Here is a 21,501-nt window from a genome sequence, read left to right as displayed (position 1 = left end):
ACATGTCTTCATTAACTTCATCCGGCGCCCGCAAGTCGCCGTTTAGCGTGGGTCGTATCTGGGATCAATACGGCATGCTGGTGGTTTTCGCGGTGCTGTTTATCGCCTGCGCCATTTTCGTTCCCAACTTCGCCACCTTTATCAATATGAAAGGCCTCGGGCTTGCCATTTCTATGTCGGGCATGGTGGCCTGCGGCATGCTCTTTTGCCTGGCCTCGGGGGACTTCGATCTTTCCGTGGCGTCGGTTATCGCCTGCGCCGGCGTTACCGCGGCGGTGGTGATTAACATGACCGAAAGCCTGTGGCTTGGCGTGTTCGCCGGGCTGATGCTGGGCGTGGCAAGCGGGCTGGTAAACGGTTTTGTCATTGCGAAGCTGAAAATCAACGCGCTCATCACCACGCTCGCCACGATGCAAATCGTGCGCGGCCTGGCCTATATCATCTCCGACGGCAAAGCGGTAGGGATTGAAGATGAGCGCTTCTTCACCCTGGGCTATGCGAACTGGCTGGGGCTGCCTGCGCCTATCTGGCTGACGGTCGCCTGTCTGGTGCTGTTCGGCTTTTTGCTGAATAAAACCACGTTCGGGCGCAACACCCTGGCGATTGGCGGCAATGAAGAGGCGGCGCGGTTAGCGGGCGTACCGGTAGTGCGCACCAAGATTATTATCTTCGTGCTCTCAGGCCTGGTGTCTGCGGCGGCCGGGATTATTCTCGCCTCGCGCATGACCAGCGGCCAGCCGATGACCTCTATCGGCTATGAGCTGATTGTTATCTCCGCCTGTGTGCTTGGCGGTGTTTCGCTCAAGGGCGGCATAGGAAAAATCTCGTATGTGGTGGCTGGCATATTAATTCTGGGCACCGTAGAAAACGCCATGAACCTGCTGAACATCTCCCCCTTCGCACAGTACGTGGTGCGCGGCCTCATCCTTCTCGCAGCGGTGATTTTCGACCGTTACAAACAAAAAGCGAAGCGTACGGTTTAACCGTTTTTCGCCTGTTATTTGCGCACTTCGCCAGCCTTTTACGGCTGGCGAAGCTGTTGTCGAATGGCGACACTCGTCACACTGTCTATACTTACATGGCTAATGTACAACCCAGGATAACCGAAGCGGTTATTCACTAAACCTGTAAGGAGGAACTCGGGTGGCTGAAGTTTTGTCTGTACCGCCGCTGCTTTCCGGTGACCATGCCTTCTTTTTTGACCTGGACGGCACGCTGGCTGAAATCAAACCGCATCCGGACCAGGTTTCCATTCCCGCTGAGGTACGTAGCCTGCTGCAAAAACTCTCCAGCATGAGTAACGGGGCGCTGGCATTGGTCTCAGGACGTTCGATGGTTGAGTTAGATAAACTCGCCACACCGTTCCAGTTCCCGCTTGCCGGGGTACACGGAGCGGAACGTCGTGATATCAATGGAACCCGCCATGTCGTGTCGCTTCCGCAAGCGCTGGTGGAGTCGCTGCATCAGCGCCTTGAGCAGGCGCTGGCGAAAATGCCGGGCACCGAGCTTGAGCCGAAAGGCATGGCGTTCGCGCTGCACTACCGTCTGGCGCCGGAATATGAGCAGCAAGTGCTGCAACTCGCCCATACGCTGGCGCAGCAACACGAAGAGCTTGCGCTCCAGCCGGGTAAGTGCGTGGTTGAGCTAAAACCAAAAGGCATCAACAAGGGCGCCGCCGTCGCCGCGTTTCTTACTGAAGCGCCGTTTGCGGGCCGCACGCCGGTCTTTGTCGGGGACGACCTGACGGATGAGGCGGGGTTTCATACTGTTAACGCCATGAATGGCGTATCCATTAAGGTCGGGCAGGGCGAGACGCAGGCGCAATGGCGTCTTTCCACTGTACAAGATGTGCATGCCTGGCTTGAACAACTCGTACAACACTTAGAACAAGAAAAAAAGCACTTGACTGAAAGGAGAGAAGGCTATGAGTCGCTTAGTCGTAGTATCTAATCGTATCGCCCCGCCTGATGATAAGAAAAGCAGCGCCGGGGGCCTCGCGGTAGGGATACTGGGGGCGCTGAAAGCCACAGGCGGTCTCTGGTTTGGCTGGAGCGGGGAGATTGGCAACGAAGACGCGCCGCTAAAAAAAGTGACGCGTGACAACATTACCTGGGCGTCGTTCAACCTGAGCGAAGAGGACCACGAGCAGTATTACAACCAGTTTTCCAACGCCGTTCTCTGGCCCGCCTTCCACTACCGTCTGGATCTTGTTAATTTTCAGCGCGACGCATGGGAAGGCTATCAGCGCGTTAACAGCCTGCTGGCGGATAAGCTTAAACCGCTGGTGAACGAGGATGATATTCTCTGGATCCACGATTATCATCTGCTGCCCTTCGCCGCCGAACTGCGTAAACGCGGCATCAATAACCGCATCGGTTTCTTTTTGCACATCCCGTTCCCGACGCCGGAAATATTCAATGCATTGCCGCCGCACCAGGAATTACTGGAGCAGCTTTGCGACTACGACCTGCTGGGCTTTCAGACTGAGAACGACCGCGTGGCGTTCCTGGACTGCCTGGCTTCCCAGACGCGCCTGACCGCGCAGGGTGAAAATACCCATTCCGCTTACGGTAAAACCTTCCGTACAGAAGTTTACCCCATCGGCATCGAGCCGGATGAAATCGCTGAGCAGGCCGCAGGGCCGCTGCCGCCGAAGCTTGAACAGCTTAAGCGCGAGCTTGGCAGTATTAAGAACATTTTCTCGGTAGAGCGACTGGATTACTCCAAAGGTCTGCCGGAGCGTTTTCAGGCGTTTGAAGCGCTGCTTGAGAAATTCCCTGAGCACCACGGCAAAATCCGCTATACGCAGATTGCGCCCACCTCACGCGGCGACGTTCAGGCCTACCAGGATATCCGTCACCTGCTGGAAACCGAAGCGGGGCGTATTAACGGCAGATATGGTCAGCTCGGCTGGACGCCACTTTATTATCTCAACCAGCATTTCGACCGTAAGCTGTTGATGAAAGTATTCCGTCATGCGGATGTCGGTTTGGTAACGCCGCTGCGCGACGGTATGAACCTGGTGGCGAAGGAGTATGTAGCGGCACAGGATCCGAAAAACCCCGGCGTGCTGGTGCTTTCCCGCTTTGCCGGTGCGGCGAACGAACTCACCTCGGCGTTGCTGGTTAACCCTTACGACCGTGATGAAGTAGCGGCGGCGCTGGATCGGGCGCTGAAGATGCCGCTGGCTGAGCGTATTTCCCGTCACAGCGAAATGCTGGAGATTGTGCAGAAAAACGATATCAACCACTGGCAGGAGAGCTTTATCGCTGACCTAAAGCACGTTACGCCACGCAGCGATGAAAGCGAGCTGCAAAGTAAAGTGGCGACCTTCCCGAAACTGGCTTAACGGTTAAAAAAAGCCTGCCAGATCTTTCTGGCAGGCTTTTTTTTACTTGAGCGGTACTAATAGAACATCTACTTTGCTGTGGCTGACAACCGTTTTCGCTGAGCAAAGCGCTTTACTGAAAAAGCTTTGGTTATGATTTCCACATATAACCAGGTCAATATGCTCTTTGCGGCAAATACCCAGAATATGATCGCTTAATTCGCCGGTGGCGATATGCGTCTTAAAGATGGGATATTCGGCGCGCGACGTAATCTCTTCTAAAAAAGCCTGCGTTTCTTCTAAAACTAATTCCCGTAAATTTTCCAGCATAGGCGCGGCGAATTGGTTATAAAGCTCCGGATCTGCAGCAAGGGTTAGCAAGGTAATACGTCCCTGATAAGGCTTAACCAGCGAAACCGCTTTTTCAACAAGCTGAAGGCTTTCCGGCGTCATCGCAACTGCAACAAGAACATGGGCATAGCTCATGTTTATCTCCTTAAAAAGCTTATAAACGAAGCCATACCTTGCTCTTACGCCTGTGAAAGGGGTTGCGCAAGCATTACGTATGAAAGAAGTGTGAATGATCTCATAAAAATACATTAATTATTCTTATGAATGGAATCAGTACACAGGAAAGATGTTAATGAGACGTAACAGGTGGGCCTATTTTATCGCAATTTTTTGACAGTTAAGTGGCAGTAAAACGGTAAAAAAATGAAAAAGCACGTTACGCGTAACTAAAAGATAAGTTATTGAATAATATGGATTATATATGACTGGTCCAACATCACCTTAATGTTTCTAACATAGAAATAAACAGCGTTGAATGAATGTAAAATAATTGCTGATAGTAAGTATTACAGCCGTCACTATTTGAAACATTGACGCATTAATATTCGACTTAGGGCGCTTATTATGAGCCTGTTTTGGTTATTTTTTGAGCAAATAAACACTGTCACTTATGCTTTCGTGTGATTTATAGATTGAAATTATGTGACGTACATCACATAATTCCTAAAATCTCAGCGCAACCACATTGTATGTGCCAGGGGTGACGAGTACAGTTTGCGCGAATTAGGAAAAATCTTAGGAATTTGTAAAGAAGTCTTAAATGCGTAAGGAAACGCTACAGGGAAGCAACTATTTAAACCGGGATTGTTAACCGGTCAGCACAGCGTACTACCAATTATTTTTTTACCATTACGGTTTTATTTTTTACCGGAGCTTATCCGGCGACATCACGGGGTGCGGCGACGCCGCATTTAATAAAATTGGTTATTCGGGATGGGAAAAATGCACGCATCCGAGTTGCTAAAACATATTTATGATATCAATTTGTCATATTTGTTACTGGCGCAAAGGCTGATCAGTCAGGATAAGGCTTCGGCTATGTTTCGTTTAGGTATTAACGAAGAAATGGCTACCACGCTTGTGGAATTAACGCTGCCGCAAATGGTGAAACTGGCTGAAACTAATCAGCTCGTTTGCCAGTTTCGGTTCAACGATCACAAAACAATCACCCGTCTGACGCAGGAGTCCCGCGTCGACGATTTGCAGCAGATCCACACCGGTATTCTGCTCTCTACGCGACTGCTTAATGAAGTCGCCAGCGCTGATGACGCACCGAAGAAGAAAAGGGCTTAAGTCATGAGCGAAAAAAGCATTGTTCAGGAAGCTCGTGATATTCAGCTGGCGATGGAGTTGATTACGCTCGGCGCGCGTTTGCAAATGCTCGAAAGCGAAACGCAGCTTAGCCGTGGCCGTCTGATTAAGCTTTACAAAGAGCTGCGCGGCAGCCCGCCGCCTAAAGGCATGCTGCCTTTTTCCACCGACTGGTTTATGACCTGGGAGCAAAACATCCATGCTTCGATGTTCTGCAATGCCTGGCAATACCTGCTGCGCACGGGGCTGTGCAGCGGCGTGGATGCGGTCATCAAAGCCTACCGTCTTTACCTTGAACAGTGCCCGCAGCAGGAAGAAGAAGGTCCGCTGCTTGCATTAACCCGCGCATGGACGCTGGTGCGTTTTGTCGAAAGCGGTATGCTGGAGCTTTCACGCTGCAACTGCTGCGGCGGCAACTTTATCACCCATGCGCATCAGCCGGTTGGCAGCTTTGCGTGCAGCCTGTGCCAACCGCCATCCCGAGCGGTAAAAAGACGTAAACTTTCCCGGGAAGCTGCCGATATTATTCCACAACTGCTGGATGAACAGGTCGATCAGGCCGTCTAACCGGTTCGGTGTGGAAACTCACTCCAGCAGCGGCGATTTCGCCGCTGCTTTTTTATTCCCTCCGTTCCGCTAAACGTCTCTCCATCTGCGCATCCTCACTTTCGTCAACAGCAGAAGGATGATGTCGTGCTGATTTTATTAGGTTACCTGGTCATTCTGGGGACCGTGTTCGGTGGTTATATGATGACCGGCGGTCACCTGGGGGCACTTTATCAACCCTCTGAGTTCATTATCATCGGTGGGGCGGGCATCGGCGCATTTATCGTCGGTAACAATGGGAAAGCCATCAAAGGCACGCTGAAGGCGTTGCCGCTGCTTTTTCGTCGCTCGAAATACACAAAAAGCTTGTATATGGATCTGATGGCGCTGCTGTACCGCCTGATGACCAAATCCCGCCAGCAGGGCATGTTTTCGCTTGAGCGCGATATCGAAAATCCGAAAGAGAGCGAAATTTTCGCCAGTTATCCGCGCATCCTCGCCGATGCGGTGATGCTCGACTTCATTACCGATTATCTGCGCCTCATCATCAGCGGCAACATGAACACGTTCGAAATCGAAGCGCTGATGGATGAAGAGATTGAAACCCACGAAAGCGAAAGCGAAGTGCCGGCCAACAGCCTGGCGCTGATGGGCGACTCGCTGCCCGCTTTCGGCATCGTGGCGGCGGTCATGGGCGTGGTTCACGCGCTTGCCTCAGCAGATCGCCCTGCGGCGGAGCTTGGCGCGCTTATCGCGCACGCCATGGTGGGAACTTTCCTTGGCATCCTGCTCGCTTACGGGTTCGTTTCGCCGCTCGCCACCGTGCTGCGCCAGAAAAGCGCGGAAACCACCAAGATGATGCAGTGCGTAAAAGTCACCCTGCTCTCAAGCCTGAACGGCTATGCGCCGCCTATCGCCGTCGAGTTTGGCCGTAAAACGCTTTACTCCAGCGAACGTCCTTCCTTCACCGAACTGGACGAGCATGTGCGCGCAGCCAAAGCGTCTAACCAGCAAAAGGCGACGGAAGAGGCATGAAAAACCAGAATCACCCCATCATTGTCGTAAAAAAACGCAAGCACAAAGGGCATGGCGGCGGTTCGCATGGCTCCTGGAAAATCGCCTACGCCGATTTTATGACCGCAATGATGGCGTTTTTTCTGGTGATGTGGCTCATCTCCATTTCCAGCCCTAAAGAATTGACGCAAATAGCCGAATACTTTCGCACGCCGCTTTCCGCCGCCATTACGGGCGGTCATCGCATCGCCGACAGCGAAAGCCCGATCCCGGGCGGTGGTGATGACTACACCCAGCAGCAGGGCGAAGTGAAAAAGCAGCCGAATATCGACGAGTTGAAAAGGCGCATGGAACAAAGCCGTCTGAAAAAACTGCGCGGCGATCTCGACCAGCTGATCGAGGCGGATCCGAAACTGCGTGCGCTGCGCCCGCACCTGAAGATCGATCTGGTGCAGGAAGGGCTGCGCATTCAGATTATCGACAGTCAGAACCGGCCCATGTTTAAAACCGGCAGCGCCGACGTGGAGCCGTATATGCGGGACATTCTGCGGGCCATCGCGCCAGTGCTGAACGGCATTCCGAACAAAATCAGCCTGTCGGGCCATACGGATGACTTCCCTTACGCCAATGGCGAACGCGGTTACAGCAACTGGGAGCTTTCCGCCGACCGCGCCAACGCTTCGCGTCGCGAGCTGGTTGTCGGCGGGCTGGATGAAGGCAAGATGCTGCGCGTCGTGGGCATGGCCGCCACCATGCGGCTGGCGAATCGCGGCCCTGACGAAGCGTTAAACCGTCGGATCAGCATTTTAGTGCTCAACAAGCAGGCGGAAGACGCCATCGTGCATGAAAACGCCGAAAGCGAGAACGAGCCTCTGAGCGTGTTACAACAACCGGGCGCCGTGCCCCCGGCCTCCAACCCAACACCGTCGCAACCGGTTATGAGGTGATAGCGTGAGTATGGATATCAGCGATTTTTATCAAACATTTTTTGACGAAGCCGACGAGCTGCTGGCCGACATGGAGCAGCATCTGCTGGATCTGTCGCCCGAGGCGCCGGATTCCGAGCAGCTCAACGCCATTTTCCGTGCGGCGCACTCCATCAAAGGCGGCGCAGGCACCTTCGGCTTCACCATTTTGCAGGAAACCACGCACCTGATGGAAAACCTGCTTGATGAAGCCCGCCGCGGTGAAATGCAACTCAACACCGACATCATCAACCTGTTTTTGGAAACCAAAGATATTATGCAGGAACAGCTCGACGCTTATAAAAGCTCACAGGAGCCGGATGCTGCCAGCTTTGAATACATCTGTCAGGCGCTGCGTCAGCTGGCGCTGGAAGCAAAAGGCGAAGCGCCGGTTGCGCCTGCGGCCAGCACGCATCTTACTGTTGTAGAGAAGCCGCAGGCCGCGCCGGTGGTGCAGAATGGCGGCAGCCTGCGCATCCAGCTCAGCAAGCTTAAGACGAACGAGCCTGACCTGCTGCTGGAAGAGCTGAGTAACCTCGGCGCGTTAAGCCAGGTGGAGAAGGGCGCCGATACGCTGACGGCAACGCTTGAAACCAGCGCCAGCGCCGACGATATCACCGCCGTGCTCTGCTTTGTTATCGAGCTTGACCAAATCGCGTTCCTCGAACCGCTCGCCCCAGCCGCCGCGCCGCAAGCTGCTGCCCAGCCCGAGCCTGAAGCCGCGCCTGCGCCGGTAGCGGCGCCTGTCGCCGTTGCCAAAGCGCCAGCGCCAGCGCCTGCCCGCGCAGAGCGTGAAAAACCCGCGCGCGAAAAAGAGTCCACCAGCATTCGCGTTGCAGTAGAAAAAGTCGATCAGTTGATAAACCTCGTCGGCGAACTGGTTATCACTCAGTCAATGCTGCAACAGCGCTCCAACGAACTCGATCCGGTTACGCATGGCGACCTGATTACCAGCATGAGTCAGTTGCAGCGTAACGCGCGTGATTTACAGGAATCGGTGATGTCCATCCGTATGATGCCGATGGAATACGTATTCAGCCGCTTCCCGCGCCTGGTGCGCGACCTCGCCAGTAAGCTAAACAAGCAGGTTGAACTGACGCTGATGGGCAGCTCCACCGAGCTTGATAAGAGCCTGATCGAACGCATTATCGATCCGCTTACGCACCTTGTGCGCAACAGCCTCGACCACGGCATTGAATCGCCGGAAAAACGCCTGGCGGCGGGCAAATCGCCGGTCGGCAACCTGATCCTCTCGGCAGAACACCAGGGCGGCAACATCTGCATCGAAGTAACCGACGACGGCGCCGGGCTTAACCGCGAGCGCATTCTGGCGAAAGCGATGTCGCAGGGGATGGCGGTCAGCGAAAGCATGACGGATGACGAAGTCGGCATGCTGATTTTCGCGCCGGGCTTCTCGACTGCCGAGCAGGTCACGGATGTTTCCGGTCGCGGCGTAGGCATGGATGTGGTGAAGCGTAACATCCAGGAGATGGGCGGCCACGTTGAGATCCAGTCGAAGCAAGGGCAGGGGACCACCATTCGCATTCTGCTGCCGCTGACGCTCGCTATCCTCGACGGCATGTCGGTTAAAGTAAATGACGAAGTCTTTATTCTACCGCTGAACGCCGTGATGGAATCGCTACAGCCGCGCGAAGAAGATTTGCATCCGCTGGCGGGCGGCGAGCGCGTGCTGGAAGTGCGCGGCGAATACCTGCCGCTGGTGGAACTGTGGAAAGTCTTCGACGTACAGGGCGCGAAAACCGAAGCGACGCAGGGCATCGTGGTTATTCTGCAAAGCGCGGGCCGCCGCTACGCGCTGCTGGTAGACCAGCTTATCGGCCAGCATCAGGTGGTCGTGAAAAACCTTGAAAGTAACTATCGCAAAGTGCCGGGTATTTCGGCCGCCACCATTCTGGGCGATGGTAGCGTGGCGCTGATTGTTGATGTATCAGCGCTGCAAAGTATTAACCGTGAACAGCGTATGGCGCAGACTGCCGCCTGATCCCACAAGCGTAAAAAGGTATACAAATGACCGGTATGAGCAACGTAACTAAACTGGCCGGAGAGCCGTCAGGTCAGGAATTTCTGGTATTTACCCTCGGCGATGAAGAATACGGTATCGATATTCTTAAAGTGCAGGAGATCCGCGGCTACGATCAGGTAACCCGTATCGCCAACACGCCTTCTTTCATTAAAGGGGTAACTAACCTGCGCGGTGTGATTGTGCCTATCGTTGACCTGCGCGTGAAGTTCAACCAGCAGGATGTGGAGTACAACGACAACACCGTGGTGATTGTGCTGAACTTCGGCCAGCGCGTGGTGGGGATCGTGGTGGATGGCGTCTCCGACGTGCTGTCGCTCACCGCCGAACAAATCCGCCCGGCGCCGGAATTCGCGGTGACGCTTTCTACCGAGTATCTGACCGGCCTCGGCGCCATTGGCGAACGCATGCTGATTCTGGTGCACATCGAAAAGCTGCTTAACAGCGAAGAGATGGAACTTATCGACATGGCCGCCACGCGTGTAGCCTGACCCGCTTTTCGGGGCGCTTTTGCGCCCCGTTTTACCTCGCCCATCCCCGCCAAAGTAATTGCCCGCCGCTACTGTGTAGCCTCTCTAACATAGTGCTTTAGCATTACTCATCAATCTGTCAATTTTTAATCACCTGATACGCCGCGGTTTTAGTGATGTGAATCACAAAAATATCAATATATTCATTTCATTTTACATTCGTTAACGAATTTACAACTGTTAACATCCTGTATTTAAATGTTTTTATTTGTCAATAAGCCATGTTTATGAATGTGTTGTTAGTATTTGGTTAAATTCAGACACATAAACTAAATTTCAGTTTAAGGCCGCCGGCGCTCCGGTTAAGGGCCTTAACAGGCTGATCATTTTAGAAAACAGGATGCTTCGCGACAGCGCAGTCAGAGGAAAGCACGATGAAAAAGAATCTTTTTGTTGTGATCTGCGGAGGTGGGTTACTGCTCGCTTCTTCAATGAGCCACGCAGTAACCAGTAGCGGCACTATCGGCGCAACCTTAACGCTGACTAACGGCTGCCTGATTAACGGCTCCCCAAGCCAGAACGGCATCAACTTCGGTACGCTGGACTTCGGTACGCACCCGGCCACCTTCGACACCCTGACCACGCAGCTAACCGGCGCGGCGGGCGGCAACAGCTTCGCCATCCAGTGCACCACGGCGGATTACACCGTGCAGGTAACCGGCAGCACCAACCAGGCGCCAGGCACTATTATCGGCACGCCGGGCACGCCGGGCCGTTACCTCGTCAACACCACCAACGCCACCCAGGGCGTGGCTTACAGCCTTTACAGCGATGCGGCATTCAACAACGTCATCGCTAACAACACGCCCATTCCTCGCGCATCTACAACCGGCGGCGTGGATAACTACACGCTTTACGGGCGTATTCAGGGCGGTGGAAACAGCGTAACGGTCGTGCCGGGCACTTATACCGACACCATTAACGTGAGCGTTATTTACTAACCTCAGCCGCCTCTTTGACCAAACGCAACAGGGCAGCCCGCCGGGCTGTCCAGGGGAAAGCTGTGCGAAAAAGCTGCGGTTTCGTTCTGGCGTTGGCTTTTATCAGCCTGACGGCGCAGGCCGTGACCACGCAGTCGTTTCAGGTTAACGCCACGATCGCGCCGGGCTGTTCAGTGACGAGCGGCACCGGCGGGGTTTACGGCACGCTGGATTTTGGCACGCGCAGCGGCGTGGACCGTTCGCGCGTCACCACCAGCTTTGTGCCCAACAGTGGCCTGAGGCTTGCCTGCACGCCTGGCGTGGCGATCAGCATGAGCATTGACGGCGGGCAAAACTATTCCACGGTGCGCAACATGGCGCGCAGCGGCGGAACAGAACGCGTGCCCTATCGCCTTTACAGTGCAAGCTCGCTCTCCGCCGCGAGCGAAATAGGCGTTAACCAGGCGGTAACGGTGACTTACAGCAACAGCAATAACATTACGCTGCCGATTTTCGGCGCAGCGCAGCTGACCGGCTTCAGCCCCGCAGGGAGCTACAGCGATCGGCTCACGGTGACTTTGTCATGGTGATTCAGGGAGAAGTGACATGATAACAAGCGCAGCGCGCTTCCATTCTTACGGTTTACTCATCGCCCTCGGGCTTTTTTCCAGCGCTTGCCAGGCGGCAAGCAATATTCTTATCTGGCCGATCGATCCTTATCTGCCCGCAGGCGAAAAAGCGGCGGAACTCTGGGTACAAAACCAGGGCGGCACTGCTACAACCATGCAGGTTCGTGTGGTGCGCTGGCGTCAGGAAGGCGGCTTCGAACGCTATGAAGCGCAGCAGGATGTGGTGGCAAGCCCGCCGATTGTTACGATCGGCGGCGGTAAAAAAACAGCTTATCCGTCTTATCAGCCAGGCGCAGATCCCCATGGGGGTCGAGCAGGCTTACCGGGTGGTGGTAGATGAAATCCCGCAACCGCAGGACAACAGCAAACCGCAGCTCGGCATCAAGCTGCAAATGCGCTATTCCATTCCGCTGTTTGTTTACGGCCAGGGAATTGAAACCCAGCGCTCCGGCGCGCACCACGCGTTTGTCGACCCGACCAAACTAAGCTGGCGGATGGCCCGCGACAACGGCCAGCCGGCGATTGAAATTACCAACAATGACGAGGTTCATGTCCGCCTCAGTAAAGTGTCGGTGCGCCAGAACGGGCGCCAGCGCGAACTGGCAAATGGGCTGTGGGGTTATGTGTTGCCACGCAGCACAAGGCTTTTTCCTCTCCCGCCAGGCGTAACGTCGCCTGCTGAAATCTCGGCTTCCCTTAATGCGCGCGACTCGCAATGGCTCGCTTCTCCGCGCTAGGCCGCTACAGGGCGATGAGCGTAATGTCGATGGCCGGACTGCTTAGCGTCGCTGCCGACCGCGCCATGGCGCAGCCCGGCGACGACGCCTTACCGCCGCCGCCGGATGTCCGCGCCATTAACGATCGGGCTATTTTTCATCTCTCGCTGGTGTTGAACCATTACGACACCGGGCTGGTAGTGCCGGTTACGCGCAGGGCGGGGAGCTTCTGGGTTTCCAGCGCCGATTTGCAGCGCGCCGGGTTGCCGGGCGACCGTCTGCCGCAGGGGGAGGTGAACCTTTCCACGCTCAGCCAGGTGCGCGCCGAGTATGACAGCACCAGCCAGCGCCTGCTGCTGACGGTGCCGAAAGCGTGGGTGCCGGAGCGAGAAATCACGCTTGGCGATGGCACGCCGCGCATCCGCGCGCGTAACGGGCGCGGCGGACTGCTGAACTATGATTTCTATGCCAACCACACCGAACACAGCGGCAGCCAGGCTTCGCTGTGGCATGAGTTGCGGCTGTTTAATGATTACGGCGCCTTTTCCACGACCGGGATAAACCGCGAGGTGCTGGACGGCTATCCCGGGCAGACCGAAGGGTATCGCCGCTATGATTCGACGTTTACCGGCACGCTGGATGACGCGGCGCTGAGCTGGTCGGTGGGCGATGTGGTGACGGATAGCTTAAGCTGGACCAACAGCGTGCGCCTCGGCGGCGTATCGTTCGGCCGCGCCTTTTCGCTGCGCCCGGATCTCGTCACTTATCCGCTGCCTGCGTTTTCCGGCGAGGCGGCGGTGCCTACCACGGTTGACGTATTTATTAACGGTTACCGCTCCGGCTCCACGCAGCTGGAACCGGGGCCGTTTACCCTGACCAACCTGCCTTATATCAATGGTTCCGGCGATGCGGTGCTGGTGACCACCGACGCCCTGGGCCGCCAGGTGACCACCACGCTGCCTTTTTATGTCGCAAGCGACCTGCTCAAAGCGGGGCTAAGCGACGGCGCTTTCACGGCAGGCGCTATCCGGCGCAACTACGGCATAAAGAATTTTGACTATGGCCCGGCGGCGGCAAGCGGCTCTTACCGCTATGGCGTTAACGATTTCTGGACGGTGGAAGCGCATGGCGAAGGGGCGGAATCGCTGGGGCTTGGCGGCATAGGGTCGATGGTGAAGCTTGGCAACGTCGGCGTGGTGAACGGCGCGGTGGCGTACAGCCAGATGCGCGGCGAGCAAGGCCAGCAGTGGACCTTTGGCTATCAGTACAACACCGACTACATGTCCTTTACGACGCAGCACACGCGCCGCGAGCGCGGTTTCGGCAATCTTGCGCTTTACGATCAGCCCGTGATGTATGACAGCGACCGCCAGCCGATAGTCAGCCTCAGTCGCAACGTCGCGCAGTACTCGCTCTCTTTTAATATGGGACGTTTCGGCAACCTGGGCGCGGCGTGGCTGGATGTCGAAAGCTTCAACAGCGACAGCACCCGGCTGCTCAACCTTTCATGGAGTAAAAACCTCTGGGGCAGCAGCAGTTTCTATGTGGCCGCCAGTCATGACCCGGATGATAAAGCGTGGTCGGTGGCCCTTTCGCTGCAAATTCCGTTCGGCTTGCAGGAAAGCGTGGCCTTCAGCGTTGAGCATGCGCCGGAAGGCGGCAGCGCGCAGCGCGTTAACTACAGCCACGCCATGCCGAGCGAAGGCGGCTTTAGCTGGGATCTCGCGTACGCCCACCAGACGCAGCAAAACGATTACCAGCAAGGAACGCTGGGATGGCGCAACAACCATATCGAGTTGCAGGGCGGTATTTACGGCGAGCGCGACGGCTATACCCACTGGGGCGAGGCGACCGGGTCGCTGGTGCTGATGAACGGCGCGCTCTTTACCGCGAACCAGATAAATGACGCTTTTGCGGTGGTCAGTACGGGCGGCCAGGCGGATGTGACCGTGAATTATGAAAATCAGCCGGTGGGGCAGACCGATGAAGACGGCTACCTGCTGATCTCCGGCGTCACCTCCTATTACCCGGCTAACTACAGCATCGACACGCTCAATCTGCCGGCGGATACCCGCATTCGCGAAACCGAGCGGCGCCTGTCGCTGCGCCGGCGCAGCGGCTATCTGATTGAATTCCCCATGGAGCAGGAGCGGGTGGCGAGCGTTATCCTGCACGATGAAAATGGCGAGCCGCTGCCGGTATCAAGCCAGGTCTTTCGCAGCGGCCAGCCGCCTGCCGTTGTCGGCTATGACGGCATCGCCTGGCTTGAAAACGTCGGCGAAGTTAACCACTTAACGGTCTCCACGCCAGACGGGAAGCGTTGCACCGCCACGCTGACCCTTGCAGCCACCCGCAGCCACCGGCTGGAGACATTCGGGCCGCTTATCTGCCAGGGAGCGCAACAATGAAACGCATGTTGCTGTTGCTGTTTTTGCTGGTCGTCGGCGCGCCCGCGCTCGCCGCCTGCCGCGTCACGCTGGGTAACGCCGCCCTTGGCACCCAGACCTCGTTCGTCATCAACAGTACCGTACAAACCACCAGCACCAACCTGTTGGTGGAGTGCGATACGGTACTGAACCTGCTCAATACCACCGATTTCGTCAACGCCACCTTTACGACGGCGAGCGCCAGCGCCAGCAACCGCGCCATTCTCAGACGCACCGACAGCACGACATCGACAGACACGCTGCCTGTTCAGCTCTGCGCCCAGAGCGGCTGTCCGGCGAACAGCGAAATCGCGCTTGCAGGTTCGTACCGCTGGAGCGGCGGCACGCTGCTGGGGCTGCTGACCAGTTCGCGTTATACGTTGCCGCTTTATATCCGCACGGTTGCCGGGCAAAACCTCAGCGCCGGAACGTATCAGGCTACGCTGACGCTGACCATCAACTACAGCGTCTGCGCGGTGGGCGTGGCGGCCTGCCTCTCGGCGCAGACCGGCACCGTTGCGTTGCCGCTTAACGTCACGCTCACCGTCACCAATGACTGCTCCACCATTAGCGCGCCGAACGTAAACTTCGGCAGCGCGCCGCTGCCGGAAAATTTCGCCCCGGTTTCGCAAAGCATCGCTATCACCTGCACGAAAGGCAGTGTTTATACCGTCGGCATTAACAACGGCAGCTACGCCAACGGCAATGTGCGCAATCTGGCGAGCGGCGCCAACCGCCTGAGCTACGACATTTATAAAGGCACCACCACCAACCGCTGGGGCGTAAGCGGCACAGAGCGCTGGGCCAGCGCCAGTTCGTCGCAGGTCAGCAGCGACGGCCTGCTGCGCACCTATAACTACACCGCGCGGATACTTTCCGGCCAGAGCGCGCTGCCTGCCGGCAGCTACAGCGACACCCTGGTGGTCGATATCGCTTTTTAGTGAGCCGGCGCACCTTTCCACGCTAACGCAAATTCCTCGCGCGGAACGATAAAGTTCCCGCCCCCGTTGCCGATAACCTCAACAGTTAGTCAGAGGTCTGGGGGTGTTGAGTGAATCGTATTCGCGTGGTCACAATGCTGATGCTGGTAGTAGGCGTGTTCGTCCTGCTGCAATTAATTTCCGGCAGTTTCTTTTTCTCTTCATTAAAAGAGAACCAGCAAAGCTTTAGCTCATCACACCAGTTACGCCTGCAACAGGCGGAGCTCAACCACACCTGGGACATGCTGCTGCAAACGCGCATCAACCTGAGCCGCTCTGCGGCGCGGATGATGATGGACGCCAGCAACCAGCAAAGCAGCGCCAAAACGGATTTGCTCAACAGCGCCAAAAAGACGCTGGCGCAGGCGCAAACGCACTACGCGGCGTTTAAAGCGGTGCCGGTCGACGAGCCGGAAATTCAGGCCATGAATGGCCAGCTTGAGGCGGCTTATCAGGATTACTACCAGGCGCTCGGCGAACTGGTGCAGTACCTGGAAAGCGGCAACCTTGACCCTTACTTCGCCCAGCCAACCCAGGGCAAACAGAACGCGCTGCAAAAGGCGATGGACGATTACGCGGCGAAGAACGTGCGCATCGCCCAGGATGCCTGGCAGGAGAGCGCGCATGATTACCGCTTCGCTCAATGGCAAACCGGCGCGCTGGCGCTGGCGCTGCTGGCGGCGATCGCGCTGGTCTGGTACGGCCTGCGCCATGTTCTGCTCAATCCGCTTGCCACCATTATCGGCACGATCCGTGAAATCGCCGCGGGCAACCTGACCGCGCGTATCAACGTAAGCGGGCGCAATGAAATGAGCGAACTGGCGCAAAGCGTGCGGCATATGCAGCAGGAGCTTATCGACACCGTTACCAGCGTGCGCGAAGGCACCGACGCGATTTACACCGGCACCCGCGAAATCGCCGCAGGCAACAACGATCTTTCATCACGAACAGAAGAGCAGGCGGCCTCGCTGGAAGAGACCGCCGCGAGTATGGAACAGCTGACGGCGACCGTGAAGCAGAACGCCGATAACGCCCGGCAGGCTTCGCAACTGGCGCACACCGCCTCGCAAACCGCCCAGCGCGGCGGCAAGGTGGTGGATGGCGTGGTGAATACCATGCATGACATCGCCGCCAGTTCGAAAAAAATCGCCGATATTACCGGGGTTATCGACGGTATTGCCTTTCAGACCAATATTCTGGCGCTTAACGCCGCCGTCGAAGCGGCGCGGGCAGGGGAGCAGGGCCGCGGCTTCGCCGTGGTGGCAGGGGAAGTGCGTAACCTGGCGAGCCGCAGCGCCCAGGCCGCCAAAGAGATTAAAGCGCTGATTGAAGATTCCGTTACGCGTGTGGATACCGGCTCGGTGCTGGTGGAAAGCGCGGGCGAAACCATGCAGGACATTGTCAGCGCGGTGACGCGGGTAACCGACATTATGGGTGAAATCGCCTCGGCGTCTGATGAGCAGAGCCGGGGTATCGACCAGGTGGCGCTGGCAGTCTCTGAGATGGACCGCGTGACCCAGCAGAACGCCTCGCTGGTAGAGCAGTCCGCCGCGGCCGCCGCCGCCCTCGAAGCGCAGGCGAGCCGACTGTCGCAGGCGGTCGCCGCGTTCCGTCTGCATGCCAGCCAACCGTCTGGCGCCGCGCAAAAGCCGAATTTGAGCAGCACATTGAGTACGACCCTGGCGCCGGCCTCCAGCCCGGCTTCGATCCCACGTGAAACGGCCGCGGTTGGCCATAACGATAACTGGGAAACTTTTTGACCACTCAAGCCGGCAGCGATGCCGGGTAAGGGAGCGTTAATGTTTAACCGTATTCGTATTTCGACCACGTTGTTTTTGCTCTTGATTCTCTGCGGCATTTTGCAGATTGGCAGTAACGGTTTGTCCTTTCTCGCTTTTCGTGCCGATTACGGCAATCTGAAACGGGTCGAGGTAAGTAACCAGCAACGCGACACGCTGACGCAAACGCGCGCAGCGTTGTTACAAGCGAGTACGGCATTAAACCGCGCCGGTACGCTCACCGCCCTGAGCTATCCGCCGGAAGAGATTAAAGCCCTGATGAACGGCGCGCAGGAAAGCCTGAAACAGGCGGATTCACTGTTTAAGCAGTTCGCCGCGATTGAACCAGCAAGCGAAGAGGCAGCGCAGCTGCTTGGCGCAACGAAGAAAAGCTTCGCCGCTTACCGGGAAGATCTTGAACACCAGGCGACCTGGCTTGCCAGCAACCAGCTTTCCGATTTCCTCACCGCGCCGGTGCAGAAGTCGCAGGATGTGTTTGATGCAAGCTTCAACGCCTGGCAGCAACACATTAACGCGTTTGTGAGCAGCGCAAGCGAAGAGAGCAAAGGCTGGTATCACCTGTCGGGATTGATTTTCGCTGTCGTCAGCGTGGTGGCGGTACTGCTGGTTATCGGCTCGCTGTGGTGGTCGCGCCGCATGCTGGTGATGCCGCTTGCGATAATCCGCAGCCATTTTGACAGTATCGCCGAAGGCCATCTGGCGCGCCCGATTGCCGTCTATGGCCGTAACGAAATTTCAGAGATTTTCGCAAGCCTTAAGACGATGCAAAGCGCGCTGCGGGAAACCGTTAGCGAAGTGCGCAACGGCAGCCTCACGATGCATACCGGCATCAGCGAAATCGCCGCAGGCAATAACGATCTCTCTTCGCGTACGGAAGAGCAGGCGGCGTCGCTCGCGCAAACTGCCGCCAGCATGGAGCAGCTAACCGCGACGGTCAGCCAGAACGCCGACAACGCCCGTCAGGCTTCGCAGCTGGCAAGAAGCGCGGCGGAGACGGCGAAACGCGGCGGCGAGCAGGCTTCGCATGTGGCCCAGACGATGCATGAGATTGAAACGAGTTCGCAGAAAATCGGCGACATTATCAGCGTCATCGACGGCATTGCTTTCCAGACCAATATTCTGGCGCTCAATGCTGCGGTAGAAGCGGCGAGAGCCGGCGAGCAGGGGCGCGGTTTTGCCGTGGTGGCGGGCGAAGTCCGCAACCTCGCAAGCCGCAGCGCCGAGGCGGCGAAAGAGATCAAAGCGTTAATTGAAGAGTCGGTTTCCCGGGTGCAGGAAGGCACCACCCTTGTGGACAACTCCGCGCAAACCATGGCGGAAATTGTCCGCTCGGTCACCCAGGTAAACGACATTATGGGCGAAATCGCCTCCGCTTCGGACGAGCAGCACCGGGGCATTGAGCAGGTCGCTCAGGCGGTAAGCCAGATGGATCAGGTGACGCAGCAGAACGCCGCGCTGGTGGAAGAAGCGGCAGGCGCCGCGGAGTCGCTGGCAAGCCAGGCCGATCGCCTGACGGCGGTTGTGTCGGTATTTAATCTTGAAGAAAAGCAGGAAGTTGAGCGTGATAAACCGATCCCGCTCAACGCCGTAGCCGTATCCCCCTGACTGTGAGTAATAAGGCGCTATGACAACATCCATTCCAGGTGGGCAACCGTCGTTCCTGTTGCCCATGACGCAGCGCCTTGCGCTGTCCGACGCGCATTTTCGTCGGATATGTCAATTGATTTACCAGCGCGCCGGGATCGTGCTGGCGGACCATAAAAGAGACATGGTCTACAACCGGCTGGTGCGTCGGCTGCGCACGCTCGGGCTTGATGATTTTGGCCGCTATCTCAGCATGCTGGAAGCGAACGCTAACAGCGCCGAGTGGCAGGCGTTCATCAACTCGCTGACCACCAACCTGACCGCTTTTTTCCGCGAGGCGCACCATTTTCCGGTGCTGGCGGAACATGCGCGCAAGCGCAGCGGCGAATACCGGATCTGGAGCGCCGCGGCCTCTACCGGAGAAGAGCCTTACTCGCTGGCTATTACGCTTGCCGATACCCTCGGCACCGCGCCGGGTCGCTGGAAGGTTTTCGCGAGCGATATCGATACAGAAGTGCTGCAAAAAGCGCAAAGCGGCATTTACCGACAGGAAGAGCTGAAAACGCTCTCGCCTCAGCAATTGCAGCGCTATTTCATGCGCGGCACCGGCCCGCATGACGGCCTGGTGCGGGTGCGTGGCGAGCTTGCGAACCATGTAGAGTTCGCGCCGCTCAACCTGCTGGACAAGCAGTACAACGTTCCGGGCCCGTTTGACGCCATATTTTGTCGAAACGTGATGATCTATTTCGACAGAGAGACACAGGAGGCGATCCTCAAGCGCTTCGTGCCGCTGCTTAAACCTGGCGGTCTGCTCTTTGCCGGGCATTCGGAGAATTTCAGCAATCTCAGTCGCGATTTCTGGCTGCGCGGTCAGACGGTATATGCCCTGAGTAAGGAAAGACAATGAGTAAAATCAGAGTGTTGTCAGTGGATGATTCAGCGTTAATGCGCCAGATCATGACGGAAATCATCAACAGCCACAGCGACATGGAGATGGTGGCGACCGCGCCGGATCCGCTGGTCGCCCGCGATCTGATTAAAAAATTCAACCCGGACGTGCTGACGCTTGACGTTGAAATGCCGCGCATGGACGGCCTCGATTTTCTCGAAAAATTGATGCGCCTGCGTCCGATGCCGGTGGTGATGGTCTCCTCCCTGACCGGCAAAGGGTCTGAAGTTACGCTGCGCGCGCTCGAACTGGGCGCGGTAGATTTCGTGACCAAGCCGCAGCTTGGCATTCGCGAAGGTATGCTGGCTTACAGCGAGCTGATTGCCGAGAAAGTGCGCACCGCGTCCCGCGCCCGGCTTTCCGCCCGCGCGCCTGTCAGCGCGCCTGTGACCTTAAAAGCAGGCCCGCTGCTCAGCTCGGAGAAGCTGCTGGCCATTGGCGCGTCGACGGGCGGCACCGAGGCGATTCGCCATGTGCTGCAACCGCTGCCGCTCTCAAGCCCGGCGGTGCTGATTACCCAGCATATGCCGCCTGGCTTCACCCGTTCTTTCGCCGAGCGTCTGAACAAGCTGTGCCAGATAACGGTGAAAGAAGCGGAAGACGGCGAGCGCGTGCTGCCGGGCCATGCTTATATCGCGCCGGGCGATAAGCATATGGAGCTTGCCCGCAGCGGGGCGAACTATCAAATCAAAATCCACGACGGGCCGCCGGTTAACCGGCATCGCCCGGCGGTAGATGTGTTGTTTCACTCCGTCGCCAAACATGCGGGGCGCAACGCGGTGGGGGTGATCCTCACCGGGATGGGCAACGACGGCGCGGCGGGGATGCTGGCGATGCACCAGGCGGGCGCCTGGACCATTGCGCAGAATGAAGCAAGTTGTGTGGTGTTCGGCATGCCGCGCGAGGCCATCAATATGGGTGGCGTCAGCGAAGTCGTCGATCTAAGCCAGGTCAGCCAGCAAATGCTGGCGAAAATCAGTGCCGGACAGGCAATACGTATTTAAAGAGGAGTGCAGTTTTTATGGCGGATAAAGAGCTTAAGTTTCTGGTTGTGGATGACTTCTCCACCATGCGTCGCATCGTACGCAACCTGCTCAAAGAGCTGGGTTTTAACAACGTGGAAGAGGCCGAGGACGGCGTGGACGCGCTGAATAAATTGCAGGCTGGCGGTTTTGGCTTTGTGATCTCCGACTGGAACATGCCGAACATGGATGGCCTGGAACTGCTGAAAACCATTCGCGCCGACGGCGCGATGGCGGCAATGCCGGTTCTGATGGTCACCGCAGAAGCCAAAAAAGAGAACATCATCGCCGCAGCCCAGGCAGGCGCCAGCGGCTATGTCGTTAAACCTTTCACCGCGGCGACGCTGGAAGAAAAACTGAACAAGATATTCGAGAAACTCGGAATGTGAG

General features: G+C 56.9%; 19 protein-coding genes and 1 pseudogene. 19 read left to right on the top strand and 1 reads right to left on the bottom strand.

The window, feature by feature from the left end:
• Positions 1-2 precede the first annotated feature (2 nt).
• From araH to otsA, 3 genes are all read left to right on the top strand, one after another.
• Positions 3-983, top strand: coding sequence for an L-arabinose ABC transporter permease AraH (araH, locus tag DW56_RS01710; RefSeq protein WP_024552291.1), 981 nt, complete (start codon positions 3-5; stop codon positions 981-983).
• A 160-nt stretch (positions 984-1,143) separates the two neighbouring features.
• Positions 1,144-1,950 (top strand): trehalose-phosphatase, encoded by an 807-nt coding sequence (otsB, locus tag DW56_RS01705; protein ID WP_024552290.1) that lies wholly within the window; start codon positions 1,144-1,146, stop codon positions 1,948-1,950.
• Positions 1,925-3,349 (top strand): alpha,alpha-trehalose-phosphate synthase, encoded by a 1,425-nt coding sequence (gene otsA, locus DW56_RS01700; RefSeq protein WP_024552289.1) that lies wholly within the window; start codon positions 1,925-1,927, stop codon positions 3,347-3,349. The genes otsB and otsA overlap by 26 nt, the downstream gene beginning before the upstream one ends.
• A gap of 42 nt (positions 3,350-3,391) precedes the next feature.
• Here the strand turns inward: otsA and uspC are convergent, their stop codons facing one another.
• Positions 3,392-3,814, bottom strand: a complete 423-nt coding sequence (uspC, locus tag DW56_RS01695) for a universal stress protein UspC (protein WP_024552288.1) — start codon at positions 3,812-3,814, stop codon at positions 3,392-3,394.
• 807 nt (positions 3,815-4,621) lie between these two features.
• Between uspC and flhD the strand changes: the two genes are divergently transcribed.
• The 16 genes and pseudogenes from flhD (at position 4,622) to cheY (ending at position 21,500) form a co-directional block, all read left to right on the top strand.
• Complete coding sequence (gene flhD / locus DW56_RS01690; protein ID WP_024552287.1) at positions 4,622-4,972, top strand: flagellar transcriptional regulator FlhD; 351 nt, start codon at positions 4,622-4,624, stop codon at positions 4,970-4,972.
• Positions 4,973-4,975: 3 nt separating this feature from the next.
• Positions 4,976-5,557 (top strand): flagellar transcriptional regulator FlhC, encoded by a 582-nt coding sequence (flhC, locus tag DW56_RS01685; RefSeq protein ID WP_024552286.1) that lies wholly within the window; start codon positions 4,976-4,978, stop codon positions 5,555-5,557.
• Positions 5,558-5,683: 126 nt separating this feature from the next.
• A complete protein-coding gene (motA, locus tag DW56_RS01680) occupies positions 5,684-6,571 on the top strand; it encodes a flagellar motor stator protein MotA (protein WP_024552285.1) in 888 nt (295 codons plus the stop codon).
• A complete protein-coding gene (gene motB / locus DW56_RS01675; RefSeq protein ID WP_024552284.1) occupies positions 6,568-7,497 on the top strand; it encodes a flagellar motor protein MotB in 930 nt (309 codons plus the stop codon). Before motA ends, motB begins: the two co-directional genes overlap by 4 nt.
• A 10-nt stretch (positions 7,498-7,507) precedes the next feature.
• The gene (cheA, locus tag DW56_RS01670; RefSeq protein ID WP_024552283.1) at positions 7,508-9,517 is read left to right on the top strand and encodes a chemotaxis protein CheA; all 2,010 of its coding nucleotides are present in this window, start codon (positions 7,508-7,510) and stop codon (positions 9,515-9,517) included.
• Between the two features lie 26 nt (positions 9,518-9,543).
• Positions 9,544-10,047: a chemotaxis protein CheW gene (cheW, locus tag DW56_RS01665; RefSeq protein ID WP_024552282.1), complete on the top strand. Its 504-nt coding sequence runs from the start codon at positions 9,544-9,546 to the stop codon at positions 10,045-10,047.
• Positions 10,048-10,460: 413 nt separating this feature from the next.
• Entirely contained in the window at positions 10,461-11,027 is a 567-nt protein-coding gene (locus tag DW56_RS01660) for a Csu type fimbrial protein (RefSeq protein ID WP_024552281.1), read from the top strand.
• Between the two features lie 62 nt (positions 11,028-11,089).
• Positions 11,090-11,596: a Csu type fimbrial protein gene (locus tag DW56_RS01655; protein ID WP_051179254.1), complete on the top strand. Its 507-nt coding sequence runs from the start codon at positions 11,090-11,092 to the stop codon at positions 11,594-11,596.
• Positions 11,597-11,612: 16 nt separating this feature from the next.
• Positions 11,613-12,372 (top strand): annotated as a pseudogene (locus DW56_RS01650) (fimbrial biogenesis chaperone).
• 23 nt (positions 12,373-12,395) lie between these two features.
• Positions 12,396-14,759 (top strand): fimbria/pilus outer membrane usher protein, encoded by a 2,364-nt coding sequence (locus tag DW56_RS01645; RefSeq protein ID WP_024552279.1) that lies wholly within the window; start codon positions 12,396-12,398, stop codon positions 14,757-14,759.
• A complete protein-coding gene (locus DW56_RS01640; RefSeq protein WP_024552278.1) occupies positions 14,756-15,718 on the top strand; it encodes a Csu type fimbrial protein in 963 nt (320 codons plus the stop codon). Before DW56_RS01645 ends, DW56_RS01640 begins: the two co-directional genes overlap by 4 nt.
• Positions 15,719-15,852: 134 nt before the next feature.
• On the top strand, positions 15,853-17,517 hold the full coding sequence (tar, locus tag DW56_RS01635; protein ID WP_029697490.1) for a methyl-accepting chemotaxis protein II: 1,665 nt from the start codon (positions 15,853-15,855) through the stop codon (positions 17,515-17,517).
• A 39-nt stretch (positions 17,518-17,556) separates the two neighbouring features.
• Complete coding sequence (gene tap / locus DW56_RS01630) at positions 17,557-19,161, top strand: methyl-accepting chemotaxis protein IV (protein WP_024552276.1); 1,605 nt, start codon at positions 17,557-17,559, stop codon at positions 19,159-19,161.
• Between the two features lie 19 nt (positions 19,162-19,180).
• Positions 19,181-20,047: a protein-glutamate O-methyltransferase CheR gene (gene cheR, locus DW56_RS01625; protein ID WP_024552275.1), complete on the top strand. Its 867-nt coding sequence runs from the start codon at positions 19,181-19,183 to the stop codon at positions 20,045-20,047.
• Positions 20,044-21,093: a protein-glutamate methylesterase/protein-glutamine glutaminase gene (locus DW56_RS01620; protein ID WP_024552274.1), complete on the top strand. Its 1,050-nt coding sequence runs from the start codon at positions 20,044-20,046 to the stop codon at positions 21,091-21,093. Before cheR ends, DW56_RS01620 begins: the two co-directional genes overlap by 4 nt.
• 17 nt (positions 21,094-21,110) lie before the next feature.
• Entirely contained in the window at positions 21,111-21,500 is a 390-nt protein-coding gene (cheY, locus tag DW56_RS01615; RefSeq protein ID WP_024552273.1) for a chemotaxis response regulator CheY, read from the top strand.
• Position 21,501: the final 1 nt, after the last annotated feature.

It is taken from the genome of Franconibacter helveticus LMG 23732 (genome assembly GCF_000463115.2).
GTDB classification, from domain to species: Bacteria; Pseudomonadota; Gammaproteobacteria; order Enterobacterales; family Enterobacteriaceae; genus Franconibacter; species Franconibacter helveticus.
Note: the sequence above shows the minus strand (reverse complement) of the source record. Positions and strands in the feature narration are given on the sequence as shown.